Raw genomic sequence first — 20,305 nt, 5'->3', positions numbered from 1 at the left:
GAGTTTAATTTAGCCGAAAATTCTGAAAATGGGTTTCGAATATATCAAAGCACTTCACATCATATTTGTAGTCACCTGGTTTGCAGGGCTTTTCTACATCGTCCGACTTTTTATTTACCAAACAGAAGCAATGGAGAGGCCGGAAGAGGAGAAAAACATCCTAAAGCCCCAACTGGACTTGATGGCTTCCAGACTTTGGTACATCATCACCTGGCCATCTGCGATTCTTACGCTGATTTTTGGAGCTTTGGTCCTAAGCTACCGAATGGGATACCTGGAATTGGGATTCATGCAAGCCAAATTGGCTTTTGTAGTATTGCTTTATGCATATCATATTGGCTGCCACAAACTCTTCAAAGAATTGCAATCTGGACGAACTCGCTGGAGTTCTACTCAGTTAAGAATCTGGAATGAAGCCTCAACTTTGCTTCTTTTCGCCATTGTATTTCTGATCGTACTTAAAAATACCTTAAGCATGGTATGGGGTATCGCCGGTCTGATTGGATTGGCGATAGTATTGATGTTGGGAATCCGGATTTACAAAAAATACAGAACAAAATCCTAATCAAATGTTTAAACTCAAGTCTAGCTTAATTACCATTTTGGCCTCTGGTCTTCTTTTATTGAACTGCAAGCCAGCTTCCGAAGCAGAGTCTGAAACCTTACCCATATTAGGAAACTGGCATATCGAAGAGATCGAAATTGAAGGCAAGATTCTAAAGGACACAGTATACCACAAAATCGCTGACTTTTCTTTCACTAACCAGCTTGGTGAGACGGTGGACAATTCTGTTGTGGAAGGAAAGGTTTATGTGGCAGACTTTTTCTTTACAACCTGTCCGACCATTTGTCCTATCATGAAGAAGGAAATGCTCCGGGTATACGATGCCTACAAGGACAACCCTAATTTTAAGATTTTGAGTCATTCCATAGACCCCAGCCATGATACTCAGGAAGTATTGAAGGATTATGCTGAAAAACTGGGAGTAGACAATGCCGACACCTGGAACTTCCTCACAGGAGAAGCAGAGAAAATTTATGAAATCGGGCAAACCAGCTATTTGACCACAGCCATGGAAGACCAAAACGAGCCTGGAGGATTTCTTCACAGCGGTGCCTTTGTATTGGTTGATCAAAAAGGCAGAATAAGAGGAGTATATGACGGAACCAAAGCTGATCAGGTAGACCGCTTGATTCGGGACATTCCAAAGATTCTGAAATGATGCGCGTAATTACCCTAATTTTCGTATTGCTTGCAGCCTATTCCTGTGCACCAAAATCTTCAAATGAAGCTAATACCCTTGCCGGAATATCCGACCCAGAGGTGATGAAATTTGCCATCACTGGAAAAACCCTATACGAAAACTACTGTGGCAACTGTCATCAAAGTGATGGGATGGGATTAGGAAAGCTCATCCCTCCTTTAAAGGATTCGGACTACTTCAAAGAAAGTCTTCACCGAAGTGTTTGGATCATGAAGTATGGACAAACAGGAGAAATTGAGGTAAACGGTCAACTATACAACCAACCTATGCCTGCCAATCCCCAATTGACTCCATTGGATATAGCCCAAATCAGCACATATCTGTATAATATCTGGGGAATGGAAGAAGGGGTTATCACTTCCTCGGATGTAGAAAAATTATTGGGAGAAAGGCCGGAAGGTTATTGACCTTCCAGTACCTTTGAAGCCCTGTCAAGGGCATTTTTGATGTCCTCATTTACCTGATTGACCTGATCCATTTGGCCTTGAAGGTAGGTTTTGAGTTCTTCAGGGGACATATCTTCATCATCAACTTTGTACTGCCTCATCCAAACAAACATCCCCTCGTAGGCCTGACTGAGTTCCAAAGCTACGGCTTTCAACTCCTCGATTTGAAGAGAGTCCGGTTCTGGAGAAGATTCCAATTCTTTTACTTTTTCATTCGCTGCCTTTTCCAAGGACTTTAGTTTTCCCATAAGAGGCATCACCTCGTCATGAACAGCGATGACATCATCTCTAAGTTTTTGATTTTCTGAACTTGGGTTTGGACCACAAGCATTTAAAAATAAAGCTGTTATAATAATTAAAAATGAAGGTAATCTTTTCATAAATACTGTATTTAGTCTGTCAAAGATACTATTATTTCCTTTTTAAGTCTTATTGAATAGTATTTTTAAGTAGATGTATAAAATTCAACTATGCATTCTTAATTTTATCACATCTTAAAAATGCGCTTTATGAAACCATTTTGCTTTGCGGACGGCCAAATCATCCCAACAGAATCTGCAACCATACATCCTATGGATCTGGGATTAATCCGGGGGTATGGGATTTTCGATTTCTTTAGAACAGTCAATTACAAGGCTCTTTTTCTGGATCATTACCTAGATAGATTTATTGCCTCTGCAAAGAAGACCTACTTATCCCTGGACTATTCAAGGGATGAACTGAAGGGAATTATTCAGGAACTTATAGACAAGAACGACCTCAAGGAAGGTGGAATTCGCATGGTTTTGAGCGGAGGAATGTCGGAAAATCATTTCTCTCCGGGAAAAGGCAAACTATACATCTTTGCCGAATCCCTAATCTTCCCTTCCCAACAAAAATATGAGCAAGGGGTCAAGTTACTTTCCTTGGAATACGTCAGGCCCATCGCTGAAATCAAAACCACCAATTATGCTTTGGCGGTTTGGCATAGTGCACAATGGAAACAACAGGGAGCCGAGGATGTAATCTACCATCTCAATGGATACATCAGTGAGAGCTCCAGAAGTAATTTCTTCATCGTAAAGGATGGAGTCATAAGTACCCCTGACCGTCATATATTGATGGGGATTACCAGAAAGCACATTTTGGAATTGGCCGAAAATGTAGAAGTCCGCCCTATTACCATGCAAGAAGCTTTGGCAGCTGACGAAGCCTTTATAACCAGCACCACCAAAGTCTTACTGCCGGTAACCCAGATTGATGATCTTAAAATCGGAAATGGAAAAACCGGGCCTGTTTCTCTCGACTTGCTGGAAAGGTTCAAAAAAATGGAAAAAGAACTATGTGGATAATTAAAAACAAAACCCGGCTGAGACCGGGTTTTGTTTTTAATTATCCACTAATTGGGCATCTTTTAAAATGTACATCAGCTTCTCCGGATCGGAGGAATTTAGTGTAAGTTTTCCTCTGACTTTTACCCGCTTAGAGGTATATTTTATAGGACTGGAAAGCATGACTTCCATGACGGTTTCCGGTCCTCCTGACCCACAAAAAAAACATTCAGCCAGAGGCAAGCTGGAGAGGATAATATGCTCCGGCTTGAACATCCCCTCAAAAGGAATGATATAGCCATCTGCCTCCACCACTTTTCCTTCCAGTTTCTTGATGTTCTCAGAAAATACCGGAACATACAATTCCCCAAAATTATCCTCGCTGATTTTATAGCTTACTTCTGAGAGACTTTTCCATACATTGGTCTGCTGTGCTTGAAGGGAAACTGATCCCAAAACAGAAATCAACAGGAATAAGCCAAGGAATTTTATTCTTTTCATACGCTAATTAAATTTCGGCCCTAGTTAAGCCTTTGTCAGCTGCTTTGCAATACTTGTTTGATAAGCTGACCAAGCTGGGATAAGGGAGGCCACAATACCCACTAATAACGCATATACCACTATCCAAAGTTCTTGCTTTAGGAAAATCCATGCCTGAAGTGAGGATACAACCCCTTGATCATTATTGGAAATCAATACTGACAAAAAGGTATGCCCCAATAAAATTCCCAAAACAGCTCCCAAAAAAGTCAACATGATCCCTTCCAGAAACACCAAGATCAACAATTGAAATCTGGATGCGCCAAGCGTTCTTAAAATCGCTAAATCATATTTTCTCTCCTTTAAAGAATTATATAAGGCTATGAATATTCCCAATCCCGAAATAATAATCAGTACAAAGGCCAATCCCTGTAAAAGGCTAACGCCCACACCGAGCAGTTCGAATAAGCGTGACATTTCGAATGAAGGGGAAGCCGCTTGCATGGAAGTTCCGGAATTGATCATTCTTGGAAGTTGAACTGCTGCCATTGGGCTTCTGTATTGAACTAGAAGGGTGGTGATTTCCTTTCCTTCTCCATTTTCAGGGAATCCGGAAATAGCCACAGGGCTATGGTATTTTTCTTCATGAGAACTGGCCTCTAAACCAGCATCCTCCTCAGCCTCATCCTCGTGCATATACCAAACGGATTCTATACTGGTTATAATCAAGCGATCAAGCACTGTTCCCGTTGGCTGAAGTATTCCAGTGACCTGATAGGCATGTACCTCGTGCTCATGACTTCCAATACTGATTCCGTGGCTTCCTGTAAACTTATCTCCTACCCGAAGCCCTGACTTTTTTGCAAACTCAGCACCTAGTACCACCTCAAAGGGGAGCTCCCAAATTTTCCCCTCTGAAAATTCGACTTGATATAAATCCAGGTAATCGTAATTGGCTCCTACAATTCGGTAGCCTTGGAAATTATCCCCCAAAGCCAGAGGAATCACCCGTTTGACAAGACGGTTTCTGGATAGCTTTTTGGCCTCATCGATTGGAATATTACCGGTTGGAAAATCAATATGATACACACCAGATAGGATGAGTTGCAGGGGGCTCCCTTTGGCTCCGACCACCAAATCTATCCCTTCGGCATCCTGGGTCATTTTTTTCTCAAACTGATCCTGAACCAATATTAGCACAGTAATAATAGCCAGCCCCAGTGCAAGTAAAAACACATTCAAGCCTGTGGAAAGAGGCCTGAATGTCAAATATTTCCAGCTTAATCTAAAAAGATTCATAAGGTATTTACTTCTATGAAATTGGAAATATGGTTTTTTACCCGCTGATCGTGGGTTACGATAATTAAAGCCGCACCGATTTTTGCAGCCTGATTTTTAAGAAGTTGGATGACTTTTTCTGTATTTTCATCATCCAAGCTTGAGGTTGGTTCATCAGCGAGAATGAGTTTCGGCTTGGTGATGACTGCTCTGGCTATGGAAACACGCTGAGCCTCACCTTCACTTAGAGTTTGAACTCTTGAATTGGCCTTTTTTCCAATCCCCAACTCCTGAAGCAATTGAAAAATATCCTGTCCCTTATTATGAGAAAAATGACTGGCAACTTCAAGATTCTCTTTGACATTCAGGGGAGCCAATAAATGTGGCTTTTGAAATACAATCCCAATGTTTTTTCCACGGAACCGATCTGCCTCGGCACCTTTCAGGGAAGCCACATTTACTTGATCCAGAAGTACCTCTCCTGCTTCTGGCACAAGCAAACCTGAAAGCAGATTGAGCATTGTGGTTTTTCCGCTTCCGGATTTCCCCAACACAAGAATAGCTTCCCCTCCCTCCAGTCGGATATCAGGGAAAGTCAGGGGATTTTGTCCGGGATGGGAATATTTTAAATTTCGGGATTCAAACAGCATTTTACTTAGCAGGGATGGTAACTTCAAAGGTAGTACCTTTGCCTACCTCACTCACAAAAGTGATATCACCTTTGAGCACATCCAAACATTTTTTTACGATTGACAAGCCAAGACCAGAGCCTTCTACAATTCCCACATTTTTGGCACGAAAGAAACGGTCGAAAAGCTGTGGTTGTTCACTTTTGGGTATTCCGATTCCTTGATCACTTACCTTTCCTACAAGATTTCCGTCAACATAATCAAGTTCAAAAAGCACTTCCCCTCCATCCTTGGAGTATTTCACGGCATTGGATAGCAGGTTTTCAAAAACCTGATATAGAAGTTCACTATCTGAAGTGATGGTTTTCGGCAAGTTGCCAAACTTTGTTTTGATGGTGGCATCGTTTTCTATACCGGCTTTAACCGTGTCCAAGACCTCCTTAAGAAAAGCTCCCAAAAACATTTTTTTGGGCTTGTACTCCATCTTATTTGCATCCGCTTTTCCAAAGAACAATACACTGGTAAGAAGATTGTTCAGGGCACGAACGGAGTTTTCAATTTTAAGTGCATGCTTGGCGATCTTTTGCTTAAAAGGGTGCTCCTTCTCGGCATACATCTGCAGAAGTTGTGCTGAACTCAGTATAGAAGTCAAAGGGGTTTTGAATCCGTGGGAAACGTTAAGCACGATTCGGGATTTAAGCTCATTGATTTCTCTTTCCTTTTCAAGTGCCTTGGTCAGCTCTTTATTCGCTTCGTAGAGTTCAGCGGTTCTGATTCTTACCTTTTCCTCCAACTCATTATTGAGTTTTTGGAGTTCCTTTTCCTTTCTATCCTTATAGATGGCCAATTCGATCACCATATTCAACTCCCTGATATTGAATGGCTTGATCACATATGCACTGGGATTTGTGCCCACCACCTTATTGAGGGTCTCGGCATCTGAGCTGGCACTGAGGTAGACTACAGGAATATCATATTTTTCATTGATGATTTCAGTAGTTTTTATTCCATCCAGTTCACCTGCTAGATTGATATCCATCATGACAATGTCAGAATGATTTTCCTCTAACAGGTCCAAGGCCTTTTCCCCTGAATCGGCAATACCTATGATTTCATGATTGTTTTTTTCGAGGGCTCTCTGAAGTAAAAGTGCAGAAACGGAGTCATCTTCAACGATGAGAATTTTGAGACTAAACATGCAAAATAATCTGGTTAGCAAAGATTAAGGTCTGAAAATACAAAAATTATGATTCCGGCAATGGAATCTTTACAACAACCAAAGTCCCTTTGTTTTTTTCTGTCTCTACCCGAATCTCACCGTTCAATAGATCCACCAGGTTTTTAGTGATAGTCATTCCCAATCCAGTTCCTTCATATAATCTTTTGTTACCGGTACTTTCTTGCTCAAAGGGACTAAAAACCTTTCTTAAAAACTCCTCCGACATACCCACTCCCTGATCTTCAAGTTCAATTACAAGACTGGAGTTCTGAAGCGCTACAGAAAGTCTGATTTCTCCCTTTTCGGAATATTTGATCGCATTGCTCACCAAGTTATTGATGATCATCTCCATAAACCTCTTGTCAATATTTCCATGAATATCCTGGGCTGGGTACTCCTCCCGGAGTTTCAAACCCTTTCTCTCTGCCATAGATCGAAGCGGCGACATGATTTCCCTGAAAAACGCGAGAATATCCGTATCGGAATATACTACCTCCATTTTATTGGCCTCAATTTTAGCCATGTCCAAAATGGAGTTGATGGTTTTCAAAAGTCGTTCCCCACTTTGCAGGATGATGTCCAACTGGGAGATGAGCTTTGCATCATCCTGTCTCGTCATCATGATATGCTCGGTTCCGCCCAGTATACCATTGAGTGGAGTCCGGATTTCATGACTGATGTTTGAAAGTAAACTGGTCTTGAATCTGTTGGCCTGCTCGGCTTTTTCTTTGGCGTCACGTAATTTATTTTCAATTGCTTTTTCGGATGAAATATCTCGTACCACACTCAAAATAATTTTTCTTCCTTCACTATCCTTTTGAATAATCCGGTTGAAAATCTCCACTTCAAATGTTCCGGAAGGCCATGGAACGGTGGCCTCAAATGAAAACCCCTCCTCGTCTATTTCACTGATCTTTTCTCTAAAAACCGGAAAAAAGGATTCCTCAAATTCTTTATTCACGATGAGAGTGGTGACGTTCCTTCCCACGAGATCTTCCGGCTTCATTTTCAGCAATTTTGCAAATGCAGGATTCGCAGCAATCAGTTCTTCTCCGTCAAAACTCAGGACCAAACCGTCTTTAGAGCTATCCCACACGTTTTTAAACTGCTGTTCGGCAATGAGTTTTTCCTGGTTTTTCTTATCAAAGGCAGTTTCCAGCACTCCTACTTTTCGTAATTGGCGGTAAAAAATATTAATCAAAATTCCAGCGCCAATCAACAGAATGACCGTCAAGGCCAAAAACCAGAACTGTAGGTAAAAAGGTTTGGCAATCTTAAATCCGGAAAGTAAAACAGTGGATGAGAACACTTTTCCCCCATAGGATGCTTTCAGTTCAAACTGATAGGATCCCGGTGGAAGATTTCCATAAAAGATCCGTGTGGAATGAGGGTCTTTGACAATCTCCCAATCATTGGAATACCCTTTCAGCCTGTAGTGAACCCAAAGCTCCTCTTCCTCATTAAAGCCAATAGCTGAATAATCCACTTCCAGGAAGTTTTTCGTAAAGGGAGCTTCCAATCCCGGATTTTTCACCAAGGACTCTCCTCCCACGCTGGCAGACTTAATAAAAACATTGGGGCTGCCAAAGGCTTCAAAGCCCTCGTCCTCGAGAAAAATGGAAAAACCCTTCATGGTGCCAATCATGATCCTACCATGATTCCCTTCAACCAAGGCGCCTCTATTGACTTCATTCCCAACTAGCCCACTTGTTTCATTGTAATGTGTGAGTTGACCCTTTTCAATGACAAAAACCCCATCATCTGTTCCCAACCAAATCCGATCTTTACTATCCTCCAGTATCGCGTAAACGGGGCGGTCAATTTCACGGTCATTGATTAGGTATGGCGAGAGCTTTCCGTCTTTGATGATTTTGAAACCGGATTCGGCCCCCAACAAAATACCATTTTCAGTTTCCAGATAATCATAGCCTTCTACAATAATCATCCGCTCATTCTCCAATACCGGCTGTTGGTTTTCCAGCTTACTGGCTTGAATCACGATAATTCTTCCATCACTGAGTTTTGCAGCTTTCCTAAGGTAATAAAATGAGCCCCCCAATAAATCCTGAATTTCTTGGTCTAGGTTTTTTTGATAAAGCTGATCCCCTCTAGCTGTCACAGGTGCCACAAACAATGTTTTTGGACTGGTGATGTAAATACTATCCTGAACCACCACCGAAGAAATGTTGATTTCAGGAGGAGCTTTGTAGAATTCCAATTTTTCAGTCTCCACATCAAATCGTCCTACCCCTCCATAGGTGGCAGACAACCATACATCATTGGCCTTTCCTGCAGAAAAATTGACAATTCTCTGAGTCGGAATACCTCCCGGACTCTGATCATTGTAAATGGTTTTTATGTTGTTTCGGCTGGACTTCTGCACTCCATTGTTAAAGCCAAACAAAAATGTACCATCCGGAAGCTTATGGATTGCGGTAATTTCCTCAAGAAGAAATTCAGATTGCCAAACTCCATAATTTTGAAACTTCAGGCTGTTTAGATTTGCCAGACCGCGAACGGTGCCAATCCACAAAATCCCTTCCCTATCAATCAAAAATGATAAGATTGAAAATGAATTGAAAACATATTCCAAGTCGATTTCCAATGGCAAATTCCCTGAATAGGGAAGTTTCTGAAGTGAAGAATTGAAATGGTAAAAAACATTGCCACCAAAGAAATCCAGGCCAAATTCGTCATTGGCAAAGAAGAATTCCTTTTCAAAACCAGTAGCTATTATTTCACTGGGTTTTAGTGCAGCCTTCCCCCTTGCCAGATAATTTTTACCTAAAAAATAATAGTCCCCAGTTTCTGGGGATTTCCTAATCAAAACGGGTAGAGAGGGAAGTTTAATCCCTTCAAAATTCACATCCTCTAACCCCTTGCCTTTCCATAACTTGACCTCATATGTGAAATTCAACAAAACACCTTCTTCCAAAGGCGTAATGGAATTGAGAGGACCTGTGGATTCAGAATCCCTATCTATTTCAAAAGGAAGCTCATCATTACTCCAGCTAAAAAGCTGGAATCGGGTATCCAAAAAATATTGCTTCTCAGCACCTGTACCGTCCACAAACAATTTGATCCCTGAGCTATATCGGGGGTCTATTTTAAGATTTAACTCTACCTCTTCCCAGGAGCCATAGCCACCCTTAAACATTTTGGGCAAGCCTCTATCATTATAAAGCCAAATGCTTCCATCCGGATCCTTTAGAATAGAAACCTGAAAATCAAACTCTGAAAAAAGGGAATCCGGCAAGGAAAAAGTTTGTATTCCATCAGAGTAATACACTCCTCTTGGAGTGGAAAACCACATTCTACCCAAAGTATCCTGCTCAATTTCAACAATTGTCTGAACAGGAAGCTTTATCCCCTTGGGTTTTGTATTTACTTTGAAATTTTGAGCTGAAGCATTGAATATGAACAAACTACCCAGCCACACCCCTAAGATGAACCCCAATCGAAATCCCATAAAACGAATATAGAAAAAGAAACTACATGTCAAATTCCGAGTATAATGTTAATCAATTCTTTTGTCAGCGGTGGGTTTCTCTTATTTTTGTGGCAAACTTTAAAAACCGAAGCATGAGTGTACTAGTCAATAAAAATTCAAAGGTGATCGTACAGGGTTTCACCGGATCTGAAGGCTCTTTTCACGCACAACAAATGATTGAATATGGAACCAATGTTGTGGGTGGTGTAACTCCAGGAAAAGGGGGATCAACTCATCTGGAAAAGCCAGTTTTTAATTCTGTAGAAGAAGCCGTTCAAAAGACTGGTGCAGACACTTCAATCATCTTCGTACCACCTGCTTTTGCAGCTGACGCGATAATGGAAGCTGCCGATGCGGGAATTAAAGTGATCATTGCTATCACTGAGGGTATCCCTGTAGCCGATATGATGAAAGCCAAGCCTTACATCAAGGAAAGAGGAGCCATCTTGATCGGACCAAACTGCCCAGGGGTGATCACTCCGGGAGAAGCAAAAGTGGGTATCATGCCTGGCTTTGTCTTCAAAAAAGGAAGAATCGGTATCGTATCCAAATCCGGAACCTTGACTTATGAAGCAGCCGACCAGGTAGCAAAAGCTGGCTTGGGCGTGTCTACTGCGATCGGTATCGGAGGAGATCCTATCATCGGAACATCCACCAAGCAAGCTGTACAAATGCTAATGGAAGACCCTGAAACTGATGCAATTGTAATGATCGGTGAAATCGGAGGAAACTACGAAGCCGAAGCTGCACGCTGGATCAAAGAAACCGGAAACAAAAAGCCAGTTGTAGGTTTTATTGCAGGACAAACTGCTCCTGCCGGTCGTAGAATGGGTCATGCCGGTGCTATCATCGGTGGTGCAGATGATACGGCTGCTGCCAAAATGAGAATTATGAGAGAAAATGGCATCCATGTCGCAGAATCTCCTGCAGAAATCGGAGCTACAATGGCTAAGGCCCTGGGTATCGAAGCCTAATTCTCCATTCAATATATTTCAAAAGCCGTCCCGAAATTCGGGACGGCTTTTTTGATTCCAATCCGATATCCTACCTTTGCGCCTTCAAAAGACCAATTCATGATTTCAGTTGATAATGTGACCGTTCAACATGGCGGCACGGCCCTATTCAGTAATATTTCCTTTGCCATCAATGACAATGACAAAATCGCCTTGATGGGAAAAAACGGAGCAGGAAAATCCACCTTGCTCAAAATCATTGCCGGACAGAGCAAACCTACCTCCGGGGCGGTTTCCGCTCCTAAAGGCTATGTGGTCGCTTACCTTCCTCAGCATTTGCTGACTGCAGATGACTGTACTGTATTTGAGGAAACCGCCAAGGCCTTTTCCAGCTATCTGGGCATGAAAGAAGAAATTGAACGGATCAACGAAGAACTGACTGTCCGAACTGATTACGAATCAGAAGATTATTACAAACTGATCGAAAAGGTCTCTGAACTCAGCGAAAAATTTTACGCTATTGAGGAAATCAACTACGAGGCAGAAGTTGAGAAAGTTCTTCTGGGCTTGGGTTTCGTACGGGATGATTTTCAAAGATCCACTTCTGAATTTTCAGGGGGCTGGAGAATGCGAATCGAGCTGGCCAAAATCCTTCTTCAAAAACCAGACTTGATCCTCTTGGACGAACCAACCAACCATCTGGATATTGAATCTATCCAATGGCTTGAAGAGTTCTTGATGAATAAAGCAAAGGCAGTAGTGGTCATCTCTCACGACCGAGCATTTGTGGACAATATTACCACCCGGACCATTGAGGTCACCATGGGGAGGATCTATGATTATAAGGCAAAGTATTCCCATTATCTAGAACTTCGAAAAGAGCGCAGGGAACAGCAGCAGAAGCAATACGAGGAACAGCAAAAGTTCATCGCCGAAACCACCCAGTTTATTGAGCGGTTCAAAGGGACCTATTCCAAAACTCTCCAGGTACAATCCCGTGTCAAAATGCTCGAAAAATTGGAAATCGTCGAAGTGGATGAAGTGGATACCTCCGCTTTAAAACTCCGATTCCCTCCCTCTCCTAGATCAGGAAAATACCCGGTGATCGTCGATGAGATGAGTAAATCTTACGGAGATCATGTGGTTTTCAAAGATGCATCCATGACCATTGAGCAAGGACAAAAAGTAGCTTTCGTAGGAAAGAACGGGGAAGGCAAATCCACCATGATCAAGGCTATCATGGGAGAAATTGACTTCAATGGAAAATGTGAATTGGGACACAATGCCATGATTGGTTACTTCGCCCAAAACCAAGCCTCGCTACTGGATGAAAGCCTGAGCATTTTTGAAACAATTGATCAGATCGCAGTAGGCGAAATCCGAACTAAAATCAAGGATTTATTGGGAGCCTTCATGTTTAAGGGAGATGACATCAACAAAAAAGTCAAGGTCCTTTCCGGAGGAGAAAAAACCCGTCTCGCTATGATCAAATTACTATTGGAACCTGTAAACCTTTTGATCCTTGACGAACCTACCAACCACTTGGACATGAAAACCAAGGACATCATCAAGGATGCGCTGAAAGATTTCGACGGGACCTTAATTGTGGTTTCACACGACCGGGACTTCCTGGATGGTTTGGTGACCAAGGTTTTTGAATTTGGCAATAAACGGGTGAAGGAACATTTTGAGGACATCAATGGATTCCTCAGAAACAAAAAAATGGAAAGCTTAAAAGAAGTGGAAAGATAAACCCACCATTTTTTTTAGAATTGGTCAAAATGAAAAATCCCGGCAAATAACCGGGATTTTTTCTTGCAATGCTTTCTCATTTCATAGGTGAAAAAGGAAGAGTCTTCAGGAATTTGGCATCTACTTTTTCAACGATTTTCCCATCTGCCTCTGAAGCATCTCTAGCTTTGATCCATTCTGGGTCTTTGATGAATGCCTGGAATGCTTCCTCAAACTCCGCTTGGTTTTCGGCTCCCAGTAAATAAACCAATTTTGATTGGGCTCCATCCTTCTCAACCGTCAGAAAATATGGATAATTTCTCAATCCTTGCTTTTCAAAAAGTGCCTGAGTATGGTCTCTAAACCTCGCTACCAAATTATCAACCCTACCCTCAAAGCAATGATAAACACGGAGTTGAAAAACGCCGCTTGGAGAGGGCTTCGGTCTATTATTCAGGCCCGGAGCCAAAGTCATAAAGACCTCCTCGATGCTTTTTACCAAATTTCCGTCCTTGATAGACTCCTGGTATACTTTTTTCCATTCCGGATCGTTCAAAAACACCTCCCACATCGCATCTCTGGAAGCTTGATCTGGATAGCCTAAAATATAGGTCAGTGTATTATCCGTCTCATCCACTGGCAGAAAATAGCCTACATTTTCCATCCCAATTCTTTCAAATATGCCCGCAGTATGATTCTGAAATCGTTTGATCAGGTCTGGCATTTTCCCTTCGTGAGCGGTATAGGTCCGCATTTCGAAATAGGTAGACTGTTGCTGGCCCAAAGAGGGAAGAGCAAGAATTAAAGCAACAAGAAGGTTAAATAATTTCTTCATAGGTTGATTTTAGGTTTTAAGTGAAATTTTAACACTTAAAATACCGGATAAAAATCAATTCCTATACTTTTTATGAAAAAGGGGAGCTAAAAAATAAAGCCTGCTTACGGCATGGAAACCAGAAGCAGGCTCTTTAGTTTAAATAGGAACTATTAGATCAAGCGTTTGACCGTCCAAATGATCAGGGCTAGTAGAAAAACAATGATGGAAATCTTATTGATTCCATGCATCATCCTAAGATTGAGATTTGTCTTTTTATTTGGGTCGGGCTTTTGAAATACCCGGATGAAATATCCACCAACCTCACCGAGTTTGAAGAATTCCTTTAATTTATTTTCTGATGCCATAGTATCTGAATTTGCTTTAGAACAGAGACTCAGGAAAATAAGTTTACCACCTTAATCCAATTCCTCCTATTCATTGAATTTAATCAAATGGTTTCCGGTTCGATCCACATTCCGTCTTCCCTGATGATATTGATCAGCTCATCAACCGCTTTTTCTGAAGGGACCGATCTTTTCATAACCTCTTTTCCTTTATACAAGGTAATCTTACCCTTTCCTGAACCCACATATCCATAATCCGCATCTGCCATTTCTCCAGGGCCATTAACAATACAGCCCATTATACCGATTTTAACTCCTTTCAAATGATCGGTTCTCTTTCGGATCATAGCAGTAGTTTCCTGAAGATCAAACAGGGTTCTTCCACAGGAAGGACAGGATATATACTCTGTTTTAGACATTCGGGTGCGAGCGGCTTGCAAGACTCCAAAGGAAACGGAATTATGCAGTTTGATTTGATCCAAAAGCTCGGCGCGGCTGTGCTCTCCCTCCTTCTCGAGGGAAATAAAGATTCCGTCTCCCAAACCATCAACCAACAATCCTCCAACGTCCGTTGCGGCATAGAGCATAGTCAGGTCTTCCGATTGATCAGGATAACTCACCTTCACCACAACCGGGATGATACAGTCTGATTCCAACAATCTCACGAATGATCTTCTGACAGCCGGCATTGCATGTTGATTGGCTGTTTTTAAGATCAGCACGGTATCTTTTCTATCCTTCACCAAAGGAATAGCTTGCTCAATTTCAGTATCGAAAATCTCTAAAAAATTCAATTCAGAATGAAGCTTATTGGCTTCTTTGTAATCCGAAAGTGTAAACAGAGGGAACTTATTCAACTGATCTGGGGCCTGTCTCCAGATTTCAGAGTCTTGGATTTCCTTCATACCATTGGGAAGCATGAAAGGAATAGGGTTTGACCCAGAATAAACAAAATCACATCCCTGGTCATTCATTTTCCATTTATCCAGCTCTGGCAAATAGAAATGCCCTACCGCTTTCATTTCCTTCTCCGATATTTGTTGGATTCTGGAAATATCCGTAATCACTCGGGGCACATTGTGATCTCCGAAATTATATACTTCTGCCGCTGGCCTTTTGCTGTACTCAAAGGGATTAATCGGGTAATTGGAGATTTCAGGTATGGACTCATGGCCAGCCCTGTGGAGATAGCGATCAATCAATGCCTTGGCAACAGGTGCTTCAAACTCTGGATCTTCTGTCAGTGATACCCTAACTGTATCTCCTAATCCATCTTCCAATAGTGTCCCGATCCCAACAGCAGATTTGATTCTACCGTCTTCTGCCTCACCGGCTTCTGTGACTCCCAAATGAAGAGGATAAGGCTTGAATCCTCCTTCATCTAGTTTTTGAACCAACAACCTATAAGCCTGAACCATCACTTGTGTATTGGAGGACTTCATCGAAATCACGATGTCGTGGAAGTTCTCAGCTTCACAAATCCTCAAAAATTCCAAGGCAGATTCTACCATTCCAAGGGGTGTGTCCCCATAGCGGCTCATGATCCTGTCAGAAAGCGAACCGTGGTTGGTCCCAATACGCATGGCAGTACCATTCTCCTTGCAGATTTTCACCAAGGGAAGAAAGCGCTCTCGGATCCGTTCGAGTTCCTCCTGATAGCTTTGGTCCGTGTACTCAATTACCTCGAACTTTTTCTTATCGGCATAATTCCCGGGATTGATACGAACCTTTTCCACAATTCCCGCTGCGATTTCGGCCGCATTGGGAGTAAAGTGAATATCTGCCACCAAGGGCGTATTATACCCTCTTTTTCGGAGCTCAGCCTTGATGTTTCTTAGGTTTTCCGCCTCTTTTATACTTGGAGCCGTAATACGTATCAGCTCACATCCGCTATTGATCATTCGGATGCACTGCTCTACAGACCCCATGGTATCCATAGTGTCAACCGTAGTCATAGATTGAACCACAATTGGATTATCCCCTCCAATAATGACATCTCCCACTTTCACGGGAATGGTTTTTCGGCGGGAATAACGCGTAAGGCTATCGCAATAAAAAGAGTCAGCTGATTTGATTATTGGCTCCATGAACTTAAATATCTCCTAATTGGGGACGGACAATTAATTCTTCAACAACAGATTGGGGGGAAAGGTTATAAGCAGCCCAAACAGATTCTGCCACGTCATCTGCACGCATAAATCGCTCTTCAGGCAGATCTATACCCTCCCAGCTTGCCGTGAAGGTAGCTCCCGCCAAAATAGATGTGACTTTGACTCCATGAGGCTTCAGTTCCTCTCGCAGGCATTTGGTCATCCCCAACATAGCCCACTTTGAAATTGCATAGCTACCTCCGTTTGGATACGCTTTTGTACCTGCAACAGATCCCATACTAAAGATATGCCCGGATTTCCGTTGGATCATTTCTTTGACAAAACAACGGGACAAATAATAGGCAGAAAACAAATTGGTATGCATGATAAACTCAAAGTTTCCCTCGGGCTCATCGTGTATAGCTCCTGGAAGAAAAATGCCGGTATTGTTCACCAATACATCTGGGTTGGAAAAGCCCTTTACTTTTTCGGCAAAAGCATAAACCTCCTCTTTTTTGGATAGGTCAGCAACTTCAGCCAATACCTGAATACCCGGATAATGAGCCTCCAATTCTGCCTTCAGTTCTTGAAGTTCCTCTCCATTTCTGGAGCAGGTCGCAATATCAAACCCTTCCTTGGCAAAGCGCTTAATTATAGCTCTTCCAATTCCTTTTGTCCCTCCTGAGACAAGGATGCATTTCCGCATTTTTGTTCGTGTTTTAATAGTTAGTATGACAACTATCTAGCTTGGACAAAGTTACATTTTTTTATCAAAACGGTGCTGAAACCTGCATCCTTCCGATATGTACTATTCTATCCAATCCTTGGGAATTCCTTCCTTCGTATACCAAATTCAACTGAAGTCCTTCTCCGATCTTTTGCAGCCAATTCACAGTCCATGTGACATTACTTCCGGGAGTTAGTGCCTGGAGCATTTCGTAACCTACTGGAGAATTGCTCTTTCCATTGTAATCAATCTGGATCCATTTCACGTTCCCGTTAAGCGTTGTTCGGATTGCCTTGGCATAGCGTATCTCTATTCCAACCTGATGGATACTTGCCAACTCTTTAAATTCTTCATTAGCTATATTTTCCTTACCTGTAAAAGAGTAGGTTGCTGTGGTTCTAAAAAAAGGACTGGGTTGCCAAGCAAATTCAGGTCCCAGGGAACTCTGCTGAATGGTATAATTCCTGTTTTCGAAAAAATCAGAGGCGGACTCCCGTTCACCGGTTCCCGCCAGAATTCTCAAGGTAGTTTGAGAACTGAAGTTATATCGAGCGTTCAATTTCCAATCTTTTTGGATCAAGTCTTCAAAACCTCCCGACAGCAACTGCTTCAACTGGGAATCAAAAAGAGAAAGGTCAAATCCATAATTTGCTGATGCCCGGTTGAAGAAAAAGCTACTTCGGATCACCTGTCTTACCGAAAGAATATCGTCCCTACTAATCCCGCTTACGAAGGGATTGATTCTGTCTTTGAAATCCTCCGAAGTCACTTTTTTCTCCACACTCAAACTGCTGGTGTTTGAAAATTTGGACAGAAATGCCTTCAGCCCTCCCGACTCTCTCCAAGTCTCTGGAAGTTGTGCCTGAATCCGGTAATTCAGCAAGGAACTGTAAGCTTGAATGTAGGTATCAGTAGGAACAAAAATCTTGATGTATTGCTTCTCCTCTGGATTGATTGCAAGATAAAATTCGTTCAGTTGTTGAATACCATCCTCATTATCATCCCTCCAAGTATGGGTACCATCTCCGTTTGGGGCAGGTAAAAAAACAAATTCCCGCCGGAGCTCCCTCCCGTTCCCAATGGCATAGCTTAATTCATTTCGGATGAGATTTTTCCCCAAAGTTCCCGAATAATCCAACTTTCCCATGACCGTCAACTCGTTGGGCAAATCCCGCATGATATATTCCATTTCACGATAAGTAAAAGTGCTGGTTAAACTGTGTTGACTCCACCTCTTTTGAAAAGTGAAATTTGAAGTAAATGCTCTCGTGTCATTTTCCAACTTTCCATCATAAGGAGCCTTATCCTCTCTCCAAGCCGCATCTGCTCTAAATTTCAACCCAAGTGTGTCATTACTTTGGAGAAACACTAAATGCTCCTGAAAATTCATAGCTGTACTGATGACTGAGTCGGTCCTTGCCCTTTTTAGGATATTCCTATCCAATGAAAACTGGTAACCGGGAACCAGAATTTTGGATTGAAAGGAAAGATTGCCCAAATACCGGGTCCAATCCGAGTCTAGAGAATCGCGCCCACTGTTCATTCGGAAAAACTGCTGTCGAACCCTCCATCTTTTTCCAAGCTCCACATTCCAGTTGGCAGTATGCTGCGCCCCGTCCAAAACTTCCGCCCGATTTCTTAAATACAGTTGATAATCCAAGCGGTTTTTTTCATCCTTTTCCATACCCAAGCCGGCTTTAAAAAATCGCTCTGCCGCAGCCTGCCCCAATTCCTGGGCTGTCAATCCCCAATCCCGGTCAAACTCTATGTACCGGAAGCGGTCTATAAAATTGAAATTGGTGGAATTAAATTCGAACTCAGTCAAGCCTTTAAACTCATAGCCTTCCAAAAAGCCAACAGCCCTTTTTTCAGATTGAAGACCTATTTTCCAACCAAACCCCTCGTTGTTTTCATCTCCGATTTCTGAAAAGAGATTTTGATCCTTGGAGGAAAGGGCAAATTCTGTATATACTTTTTCATACTCCCCCAACTTTACCCTTGTTCCTGCCGTGAGCATTCTTTTGCTATCAGGAGTAGGCAAGCGGGTCAAAATCGAATAATCCCCCTGTGCTTGTCCATCCACCCTGGGGACATATTCATAGACTGTTCCGTTGGAAAGCTGGTTCAACCTTCTATAATCTCCCTGACCTGCCCCAACTTGAGTAAATGAAAGTGCAAAGTGTGCTCTTTCGGGATCAGTGGAATATTCGTAATAGACGACAGAATTGCCTTGGGAATCCATCTCGGTAACCCTTTTATAAAGAATTCTATTGGGATCATAGGCAACGCTATCAATTCTGGGAATTCTGGCATTATCGACTTGATCTCCAACTGAGGCAAGCAAGGCCAATTCTTCTTGGGTAAAATCAGTAAACAAAGGGCGGTTCCTGTTATCCTTTTCTTGATAAAAATTCAAATAGACATCTACTTTCCCATTGCTTTGCAAATGATTTGCTCCCAAAATAGACCGGGAATAGTTTCGCTCGGCATACTCAAAATCAACACGGACACGGGAATATTGGGTAATGAGCACCTTGGGAGTAAAGGTGATCTCAGCCTGATTGTAATCAATCACATAGTCTGCATTGAAGCCCCTTTGAAGAAGTTTTCCATCCAAAAACACACGTTCTGAATTTGCCATAATGATTACAAACCGTTCATTATTAGGACCACTCAGTCTGTAAGGCCCTAAAACTCCCTCAAGTATGGGAACCTGAATGGATGCGAATTTTCCTTTTGCCACCGAAGCAAATCCCTGGGAACTGGCACTCCAATTACCTTTCATCTTGTAATTGGAAGTAATTTGAAGCCCTTGGACATTCTTGTAATAGCGCAAAAATTCCGACTGCCTTTGCTGCAAGACTATATCCCCAGCTGCCAGCTTGAAATCATCATTATAAAGTTCGATCAACACATTGTCAAAATCCTGAATCTGTTGGGTGTTCCCTTCCGGTTGAAAGGGCACATTCTGGTCGGTGATACTTGCCCGAATATTAAGATTTTCGGCTATTTCTCCCTCCAACTGAAGGTTGAGTGCCGAGTTGACAAAGACATTTTGGGTATTCCCAAAAGATACCCCCCTAGTCAGACTTCCAGATTTATACAGATTGGTCGATGGAAACAATTCTTCCCTGTAATCAAAGGAGGGAGTTTCAACAAGTCTGTTGTCCCTAAACCGGGCAGTAGAATCATAATTCTCAACAAGAGTCCTTCTGGAAATACTCTTGTCAAACCGGATCCCAAATGTCCGATAGCATACCTGCAATGAATCAGGCATTTTTTCCCCCTGATCCAAAATTCTAAGTGTATTCCCGTTCAGGTTGAATTCATAAGAGTAAGTTTTTCCTGCTTGATCCTTTACCCGGATACTTTCTTCAATCACAGAAAGGGAATCGAGTTCTCTATTCTCCTTAAAAAAATCCGCTCTTACCCAACGGCATTTCTCCTGTGCCTGTAAGCTAGTGAGGCTAAGGAGCAATAAAAAACAGGAAATAAAAATTACGCGTATTTTCAAAGCGATCCCTCT

General features: G+C 42.2%; 17 protein-coding genes. 6 read left to right on the top strand and 11 right to left on the bottom strand.

Features of this window, described 5'->3' with window-relative positions; all coding sequences use genetic code 11:
• The first annotated feature begins 28 nt into the window (after window positions 1-28).
• From P2G54_RS15275 to P2G54_RS15265, 3 genes are read left to right on the top strand one after another with little or no spacing between them, the layout of a single operon-like run.
• Window positions 29-565: a CopD family protein gene (locus P2G54_RS15275; protein ID WP_275872414.1), complete on the top strand. Its 537-nt coding sequence runs from the start codon at window positions 29-31 to the stop codon at window positions 563-565.
• 4 nt (window positions 566-569) lie between these two features.
• Entirely contained in the window at window positions 570-1,223 is a 654-nt protein-coding gene (locus P2G54_RS15270; protein WP_275872413.1) for an SCO family protein, read from the top strand.
• Window positions 1,220-1,672, top strand: coding sequence for a cytochrome c (locus tag P2G54_RS15265; protein ID WP_275872412.1), 453 nt, complete (start codon window positions 1,220-1,222; stop codon window positions 1,670-1,672). The genes P2G54_RS15270 and P2G54_RS15265 overlap by 4 nt, the downstream gene beginning before the upstream one ends.
• Here the strand turns inward: P2G54_RS15265 and P2G54_RS15260 are convergent.
• Window positions 1,666-2,091, bottom strand: coding sequence for a hypothetical protein (locus tag P2G54_RS15260; RefSeq protein ID WP_275872411.1), 426 nt, complete (start codon window positions 2,089-2,091; stop codon window positions 1,666-1,668). The two genes, P2G54_RS15265 and P2G54_RS15260, sit on opposite strands and share 7 nt — an antisense overlap.
• Before the next feature lie 129 nt (window positions 2,092-2,220).
• Between P2G54_RS15260 and P2G54_RS15255 the strand changes: the two genes are divergently transcribed.
• The gene (locus P2G54_RS15255; protein WP_275872410.1) at window positions 2,221-3,042 is read left to right on the top strand and encodes an aminotransferase class IV; all 822 of its coding nucleotides are present in this window, start codon (window positions 2,221-2,223) and stop codon (window positions 3,040-3,042) included.
• Window positions 3,043-3,078: 36 nt separating this feature from the next.
• Here the strand turns inward: P2G54_RS15255 and P2G54_RS15250 are convergent, their stop codons facing one another.
• From P2G54_RS15250 to P2G54_RS15230, 5 genes are read right to left on the bottom strand one after another with little or no spacing between them, the layout of a single operon-like run.
• A complete protein-coding gene (locus tag P2G54_RS15250; RefSeq protein WP_275872409.1) occupies window positions 3,079-3,522 on the bottom strand; it encodes a hypothetical protein in 444 nt (147 codons plus the stop codon).
• A gap of 24 nt (window positions 3,523-3,546) precedes the next feature.
• Entirely contained in the window at window positions 3,547-4,800 is a 1,254-nt protein-coding gene (locus P2G54_RS15245) for an FtsX-like permease family protein (RefSeq protein WP_275872408.1), read from the bottom strand.
• Complete coding sequence (locus tag P2G54_RS15240; protein ID WP_275872407.1) at window positions 4,797-5,429, bottom strand: ATP-binding cassette domain-containing protein; 633 nt, start codon at window positions 5,427-5,429, stop codon at window positions 4,797-4,799. The genes P2G54_RS15245 and P2G54_RS15240 overlap by 4 nt, the downstream gene beginning before the upstream one ends.
• Window position 5,430: 1 nt before the next feature.
• Window positions 5,431-6,606, bottom strand: a complete 1,176-nt coding sequence (locus P2G54_RS15235) for an ATP-binding protein (RefSeq protein ID WP_275872406.1) — start codon at window positions 6,604-6,606, stop codon at window positions 5,431-5,433.
• Between the two features lie 46 nt (window positions 6,607-6,652).
• A complete protein-coding gene (locus P2G54_RS15230; RefSeq protein WP_275872405.1) occupies window positions 6,653-10,096 on the bottom strand; it encodes an ATP-binding protein in 3,444 nt (1,147 codons plus the stop codon).
• Window positions 10,097-10,209: 113 nt separating this feature from the next.
• Between P2G54_RS15230 and sucD the strand changes: the two genes are divergently transcribed.
• Together sucD and P2G54_RS15220 are read left to right on the top strand one after the other, a co-directional pair.
• Complete coding sequence (gene sucD, locus P2G54_RS15225) at window positions 10,210-11,091, top strand: succinate--CoA ligase subunit alpha (RefSeq protein WP_275872404.1); 882 nt, start codon at window positions 10,210-10,212, stop codon at window positions 11,089-11,091.
• 99 nt (window positions 11,092-11,190) lie between these two features.
• Window positions 11,191-12,822 (top strand): ABC-F family ATP-binding cassette domain-containing protein, encoded by a 1,632-nt coding sequence (locus tag P2G54_RS15220; RefSeq protein WP_275872403.1) that lies wholly within the window; start codon window positions 11,191-11,193, stop codon window positions 12,820-12,822.
• A gap of 76 nt (window positions 12,823-12,898) precedes the next feature.
• Here P2G54_RS15220 and P2G54_RS15215 read toward each other — a convergent pair whose 3' ends face one another.
• The 5 genes from P2G54_RS15215 to P2G54_RS15195 all read right to left on the bottom strand — a co-directional run bounded on the left by P2G54_RS15215 (window position 12,899) and on the right by P2G54_RS15195 (window position 20,293).
• Window positions 12,899-13,636, bottom strand: a complete 738-nt coding sequence (locus P2G54_RS15215) for an NIPSNAP family protein (RefSeq protein ID WP_275872402.1) — start codon at window positions 13,634-13,636, stop codon at window positions 12,899-12,901.
• Window positions 13,637-13,788: 152 nt separating this feature from the next.
• Window positions 13,789-13,983 (bottom strand): DUF6728 family protein, encoded by a 195-nt coding sequence (locus P2G54_RS15210; RefSeq protein ID WP_275872401.1) that lies wholly within the window; start codon window positions 13,981-13,983, stop codon window positions 13,789-13,791.
• An 83-nt stretch (window positions 13,984-14,066) separates the two neighbouring features.
• Complete coding sequence (gene ispG / locus P2G54_RS15205) at window positions 14,067-16,049, bottom strand: (E)-4-hydroxy-3-methylbut-2-enyl-diphosphate synthase (RefSeq protein WP_275872400.1); 1,983 nt, start codon at window positions 16,047-16,049, stop codon at window positions 14,067-14,069.
• 4 nt (window positions 16,050-16,053) lie between these two features.
• Window positions 16,054-16,758, bottom strand: coding sequence for an SDR family oxidoreductase (locus P2G54_RS15200; RefSeq protein ID WP_275872399.1), 705 nt, complete (start codon window positions 16,756-16,758; stop codon window positions 16,054-16,056).
• 64 nt (window positions 16,759-16,822) lie between these two features.
• The gene (locus P2G54_RS15195) at window positions 16,823-20,293 is read right to left on the bottom strand and encodes a hypothetical protein (protein WP_275872398.1); all 3,471 of its coding nucleotides are present in this window, start codon (window positions 20,291-20,293) and stop codon (window positions 16,823-16,825) included.
• Window positions 20,294-20,305: the final 12 nt, after the last annotated feature.

This window comes from Algoriphagus sp. CAU 1675 (genome assembly GCF_029222925.1).
Lineage (GTDB): Bacteria > Bacteroidota > Bacteroidia > Cytophagales > Cyclobacteriaceae > Algoriphagus.
The sequence above is the reverse complement of the archived record's forward strand: the minus strand, read 5'-3'. Positions and strand labels throughout refer to the sequence as shown.